Below are 6,847 nucleotides of genomic sequence, written 5' to 3'. Positions count from 1 at the left end.
GGCTGTCTGAGCCTTCCCACATCGTTTCCCACTTAGCTATACTTTGGGACCTTAGCTGGCGGTCTGGGTTGTTTCCCTCTCCACGACGGACGTTAGCACCCGCCGTGTGTCTCCCGGATAGTACTTACTGGTATTCGGAGTTTGCAAAGGGTTGGTAAGTCGGGATGACCCCTAGCCTTAACAGTGCTCTACCCCCAGTAGTATTCGTCCGAGGCGCTACCTAAATAGCTTTCGGGGAGAACCAGCTATCTCCAGGTTTGATTGGCCTTTCACCCCTAGCCACAAGTCATCCGCTAATTTTTCAACATTAGTCGGTTCGGTCCTCCAGTTGATGTTACTCAACCTTCAACCTGCCCATGGCTAGATCACCTGGTTTCGGGTCTAATCCTAGCAACTGTACGCCCAGTTAAGACTCGGTTTCCCTACGGCTCCCTAAACGGTTAACCTTGCTACTAAAATTAAGTCGCTGACCCATTATACAAAAGGTACGCAGTCACACCACGAAGGTGCTCCTACTGCTTGTACGTACACGGTTTCAGGTTCTATTTCACTCCCCTCACAGGGGTTCTTTTCGCCTTTCCCTCACGGTACTGGTTCACTATCGGTCAGTCAGTAGTATTTAGCCTTGGAGGATGGTCCCCCCATATTCAGACAGGATATCACGTGTCCGCCCTACTCGTTTTCACTGATTATGAGTGTCGGTTACGGGGCTATCACCCTTTATTGCGAGACTTTCCAGACTCTTCACCTGCATCATTAAAAGCTTAAGGGCTAATCCAATTTCGCTCGCCGCTACTTTCGGAATCTCGGTTGATTTCTCTTCCTCGGGGTACTTAGATGTTTCAGTTCCCCGGTTTGCCTCCTGTTGCTATGTATTCACAACAGGATACTTGCTTATGCAAGTGGGTTTCCCCATTCAGGAATCCCAGACTCAAAAGGTTATTACTACCTAATCTGGGCTTATCGCAAGTTATTACGCCTTTCATCGCCTCTGACTGCCAAGGCATCCACCGTGTACGCTTAGTCACTTAACCATACAACCCGAAAATTTGCTTTCACTGAAGACAAATAAGCGTATGGCAACTAACCAAGGTTTTTGGTTGTCATCAAGAAGGGTTAATTCTTGATAACTGTTTGCCGGACTCAATTGTGAATCAATGTAACATTGATTCGAATACAAGACACTTGAATGTGTTTGTTGTGTTATCTAATGAAAGATAAACATTGAGAACTTTTAAATTTGATTGAATTACTCGTAAGTAATCAATCAGTCAGCTTTCCAAATTTGTTAAAGAGCTTGATTCAAACTAATGAACCATTTTTAAATATTTTCAGATAAAAACACTTAAAGATGGTGGAGCTATGCGGGATCGAACCGCAGACCTCCTGCGTGCAAGGCAGGCGCTCTCCCAGCTGAGCTATAGCCCCATCTTTGTTCTAGTCGATATTGGTGGGTCTGAGTGGACTCGAACCACCGACCTCCCGCTTATCAGGCGAGCGCTCTAACCAGCTGAGCTACAGACCCAATATCGTCTCTTTTACTTTCTAAACCTAATCAATCTGTGTGGACACTCATCGTGGTATCTTCGTATAAGGAGGTGATCCAGCCCCAGGTTCCCCTAGGGCTACCTTGTTACGACTTCACCCCAGTCATGAACCCACAAAGTGGTGAGCGTCCTCCCCGAAAGGTTAAACTACCCACTTCTTTGCAGCCCACTCCCATGGTGTGACGGCGGTGTGTACAAGGCCCGGGAACGTATTCACCGTGACATTCTGATTCACGATTACTAGCGATTCCGACTTCATGGAGTCGAGTTGCAGACTCCAATCCGACTACGACGCACCTTTTTGGGATTCGCTCACTATCGCTAGCTTGCTGCCCTCTGTATGCGCCATTGTAGCACGTGTGTAGCCCTACTCGTAGGGCCATGATGACTTGACGTCGTCCCCACCTTCCTCCGGTTTATCACCGGCAGTCTCCCTGGAGTTCCCGACATTACTCGCTGGCAAACAAGGATAAGGTTGCGCTCGTTGCGGACTTAACCCAACATTTCACAACACGAGCTGACGACAGCCATGCAGCACCTGTCTCAGAGTTCCGAAGGCACACCTGCGTCTCCGCTGGCTTCTCTGGATGTCAAGAGTAGGTAAGGTTTCTTCGCGTTGCATCGAATTAAACCACATGCTCCACCGCTTGTGCGGGCCCCCGTCAATTCATTTGAGTTTTAATCTTGCGACCGTACTCCCCAGGCGGTCTACTTAACGCGTTAGCTCCGAAAGCCACGCTCAAGGCCACAACCTCCAAGTAGACATCGTTTACGGCGTGGACTACCAGGGTATCTAATCCTGTTTGCTCCCCACGCTTTCGCATCTGAGTGTCAGTGTCTGTCCAGGGGCCGCCTTCGCCACTGGTATTCCTTCAGATCTCTACGCATTTCACCGCTACACCTGAAATTCTACCCCCTCTACAGCACTCTAGTTCACCAGTTTCAAATGCAGTTCCGAGGTTGAGCCCCGGGCTTTCACATCTGACTTAATGAACCACCTGCATGCGCTTTACGCCCAGTAATTCCGATTAACGCTCGCACCCTCCGTATTACCGCGGCTGCTGGCACGGAGTTAGCCGGTGCTTCTTCTGTTGCTAACGTCAAGATGCGCAGCTATTAACTACACACCCTTCCTCACAACTGAAAGTACTTTACAACCCGAAGGCCTTCTTCATACACGCGGCATGGCTGCATCAGGCTTTCGCCCATTGTGCAATATTCCCCACTGCTGCTCCCGTAGGAGTCTGGACCGTGTCTCAGTTCCAGTGTGGCTGATCATCCTCTCAGACCAGCTAGGGATCGTCGCCTTGGTGAGCCATTACCTCACCAACTAGCTAATCCCCACCTAGGCATATCTTGACGCGAGAGGCCCGAAGGTCCCCCTCTTTGGCCCGTAGGCATTATGCGGTATTAGCCATCGTTTCCAATGGTTATCCCCCACATCAAGGCAATTTCCTAGGCATTACTCACCCGTCCGCCGCTCGACGCCATTAACGCACCCGAAGGATTGTTAGTGTCGTTTCCGCTCGACTTGCATGTGTTAGGCCTGCCGCCAGCGTTCAATCTGAGCCATGATCAAACTCTTCAATTTAAGATTTTGTGACTCAATGAATACTGACTTCAAAACTAATATTTACCGCTCTTTCGAAAAAGAACAGAAACATGTAATTCTAAAGCTATTACCATTCCAACAGAATGGTAATGAATTGACTGTGCCAAAATTAAGTAAACTTAATTTTGTATTGGTCACTCAGTTCATTGAAATCAAATTTGTTACCGAAGTAACTGTTTTATCCAAAGGATAAAACGTTTTGATATTCATCAACGAGTGCCCACACAGATTGATAGGTTTAAATTGTTAAAGAGCGTGTTCTCTAAAAAGAGAACGCTTTCAGTGCCTTAGCACTTAAGCAGGACGCGTATAATACGCTTTCTACTTTGAAAGTCAACATAAAACTCTAAGAAACTTAGAACTCTATGGTGACTTGTCTATTAAATAGACAAAGTCGAAATTAAAGCCTGGCGATGTCCTACTCTCACATGGGGAAACCCCACACTACCATCGCGCTATTGTGTTTCACTTCTGAGTTCGGCATGGAATCAGGTGGGTCCACAATGCTATGGTCGCCAAGCAAATTTTAAAATTAGGAAAACTGATTTAAAAGTATTTCTCTTCAAACGCATTCAAGGTCTGTACATCTGAGTCCACAAAACCCCTTGGGTGTTGTATGGTTAAGCCTCACGGGCAATTAGTACAGGTTAGCTCAATGCCTCGCAGCACTTACACACCCTGCCTATCAACGTCGTAGTCTACGACAACCCTTTAGGACACTTATAGTGCCAGGGAAAACTCATCTCAAGGCTCGCTTCCCGCTTAGATGCTTTCAGCGGTTATCGATTCCGAACTTAGCTACCGGGCAATGCCATTGGCATGACAACCCGAACACCAGAGGTTCGTCCACTCCGGTCCTCTCGTACTAGGAGCAGCCCCTTTCAATTTTCCAACGCCCACGGCAGATAGGGACCGAACTGTCTCACGACGTTCTAAACCCAGCTCGCGTACCACTTTAAATGGCGAACAGCCATACCCTTGGGACCGACTTCAGCCCCAGGATGTGATGAGCCGACATCGAGGTGCCAAACACCGCCGTCGATATGAACTCTTGGGCGGTATCAGCCTGTTATCCCCGGAGTACCTTTTATCCGTTGAGCGATGGCCCTTCCATTCAGAACCACCGGATCACTATGACCTGCTTTCGCACCTGCTCGAATTGTCATTCTCGCAGTCAAGCGGGCTTATGCCATTGCACTAACCACACGATGTCCAACCGTGTTTAGCCCACCTTCGTGCTCCTCCGTTACTCTTTGGGAGGAGACCGCCCCAGTCAAACTACCCACCAGGCACTGTCCGTAATCCCGATTCAGGGACCGACGTTAGAACATCAAAACTACAAGGGTGGTATTTCAAGGACGACTCCATCACATCTAGCGACGCAATTTCATAGTCTCCCACCTATCCTACACATGTAGGTTCAATGTTCAGTGCCAAGCTGTAGTAAAGGTTCACGGGGTCTTTCCGTCTAGCCGCGGGTACACTGCATCTTCACAGCGATTTCAATTTCACTGAGTCTCGGGTGGAGACAGCGTGGCCATCATTACGCCATTCGTGCAGGTCGGAACTTACCCGACAAGGAATTTCGCTACCTTAGGACCGTTATAGTTACGGCCGCCGTTTACCGGGGCTTCGATCAAGAGCTTCGTCCGAAGACTAACCCCATCAATTAACCTTCCGGCACCGGGCAGGCGTCACACCGTATACGTCATCTTACGATTTTGCACAGTGCTGTGTTTTTAATAAACAGTTGCAGCCACCTGGTATCTGCGACTCTCGTCTGCTCCATCCGCAAGGGACTTCACTGATAAGAGCGTACCTTCTCCCGAAGTTACGGTACCATTTTGCCTAGTTCCTTCACCCGAGTTCTCTCAAGCGCCTTGGTATTCTCTACCCGACCACCTGTGTCGGTTTGGGGTACGATTCCTTACAATCTGAAGCTTAGAGGCTTTTCCTGGAAGCATGGCATCAATGACTTCACTACCGTAGTAGCTCGACATCGTATCTCAGCGTTAAGAAAGTCCGGATTTACCTAAACTTTCCGCCTACATACTTGAACCTGGACAACCGTCGCCAGGCCCACCTAGCCTTCTCCGTCCCCCCATCGCAATTGTAAGAAGTACGGGAATATTAACCCGTTTCCCATCGACTACGCCTTTCGGCCTCGCCTTAGGAGTCGACTTACCCTGCCCCGATTAACGTTGGACAGGAACCCTTGGTCTTCCGGCGAGGGAGTTTTTCACTCCCTTTATCGTTACTCATGTCAGCATTCGCACTTCTGATACCTCCAGCAGCCCTTACAGACCACCTTCAACGGCTTACAGAACGCTCCCCTACCCCACATACCCTAAGGTACGTAGCCGCAGCTTCGGTGTATAGCTTAGCCCCGTTACATCTTCCGCGCAGGCCGACTCGACCAGTGAGCTATTACGCTTTCTTTAAATGATGGCTGCTTCTAAGCCAACATCCTGGCTGTCTGAGCCTTCCCACATCGTTTCCCACTTAGCTATACTTTGGGACCTTAGCTGGCGGTCTGGGTTGTTTCCCTCTCCACGACGGACGTTAGCACCCGCCGTGTGTCTCCCGGATAGTACTTACTGGTATTCGGAGTTTGCAAAGGGTTGGTAAGTCGGGATGACCCCCTAGCCTTAACAGTGCTCTACCCCCAGTAGTATTCGTCCGAGGCGCTACCTAAATAGCTTTCGGGGAGAACCAGCTATCTCCAGGTTTGATTGGCCTTTCACCCCTAGCCACAAGTCATCCGCTAATTTTTCAACATTAGTCGGTTCGGTCCTCCAGTTGATGTTACTCAACCTTCAACCTGCCCATGGCTAGATCACCTGGTTTCGGGTCTAATCCTAGCAACTGTACGCCCAGTTAAGACTCGGTTTCCCTACGGCTCCCCTAAACGGTTAACCTTGCTACTAAAATTAAGTCGCTGACCCATTATACAAAAGGTACGCAGTCACACCACGAAGGTGCTCCTACTGCTTGTACGTACACGGTTTCAGGTTCTATTTCACTCCCCTCACAGGGGTTCTTTTCGCCTTTCCCTCACGGTACTGGTTCACTATCGGTCAGTCAGTAGTATTTAGCCTTGGAGGATGGTCCCCCCATATTCAGACAGGATATCACGTGTCCCGCCCTACTCGTTTTCACTGATTATGAGATGTCGATTACGGGGCTATCACCCTTTATTGCGGCACTTTCCAGAGCCTTCATCTGTCTCATTAAAAGCTTAAGGGCTAATCCAATTTCGCTCGCCGCTACTTTCGGAATCTCGGTTGATTTCTCTTCCTCGGGGTACTTAGATGTTTCAGTTCCCCCGGTTTGCCTCCTGTTGCTATGTATTCACAACAGGATACTTGCTTATGCAAGTGGGTTTCCCCATTCAGGAATCCCAGACTCAAAAGGTTATTACTACCTAATCTGGGCTTATCGCAAGTTATTACGCCTTTCATCGCCTCTGACTGCCAAGGCATCCACCGTGTACGCTTAGTCACTTAACCATACAACCCGAAAGGGTCTTAGCGTATGGCAACTAACCAAGGTTTTTGGTTGTCATCAAGAAGGGTTAATTCTTGATAACTGTTTGCCGGACTCAATTGTGAATCAAACTAAAGTTTGATTCGAATACAAGACACTTGAATGTGTTTGTTGTGTTTATCTAATGAAAGATAAACATTGA

2 tRNA genes and 4 rRNA genes are annotated in these 6,847 nt (G+C 48.6%); all 6 read right to left on the bottom strand.

Features of this window, described 5'->3' with window-relative positions:
* Window positions 1–1,034, bottom strand: a 23S ribosomal RNA gene (locus AACU28_RS09825); the annotation flags it as partial.
* 318 nt (window positions 1,035–1,352) lie between these two features.
* A tRNA-Ala gene (locus tag AACU28_RS09820) sits at window positions 1,353–1,428 on the bottom strand.
* Between the two features lie 20 nt (window positions 1,429–1,448).
* Window positions 1,449–1,525, bottom strand: a tRNA-Ile gene (locus tag AACU28_RS09815).
* A 66-nt stretch (window positions 1,526–1,591) separates the two neighbouring features.
* A 16S ribosomal RNA gene (locus tag AACU28_RS09810) occupies window positions 1,592–3,138 on the bottom strand.
* A gap of 426 nt (window positions 3,139–3,564) precedes the next feature.
* Window positions 3,565–3,679, bottom strand: a 5S ribosomal RNA gene (gene rrf, locus AACU28_RS09805).
* Between the two features lie 96 nt (window positions 3,680–3,775).
* Window positions 3,776–6,668 (bottom strand): 23S ribosomal RNA (locus tag AACU28_RS09800).
* Window positions 6,669–6,847 lie beyond the last annotated feature (179 nt).

The organism is Vibrio sp. SBT000027, assembly GCF_963894355.1.
Classification (GTDB): domain Bacteria; phylum Pseudomonadota; class Gammaproteobacteria; order Enterobacterales; family Vibrionaceae; genus Vibrio; species Vibrio splendidus.
Note: the sequence above shows the minus strand (reverse complement) of the source record. Positions and strands in the feature narration are given on the sequence as shown.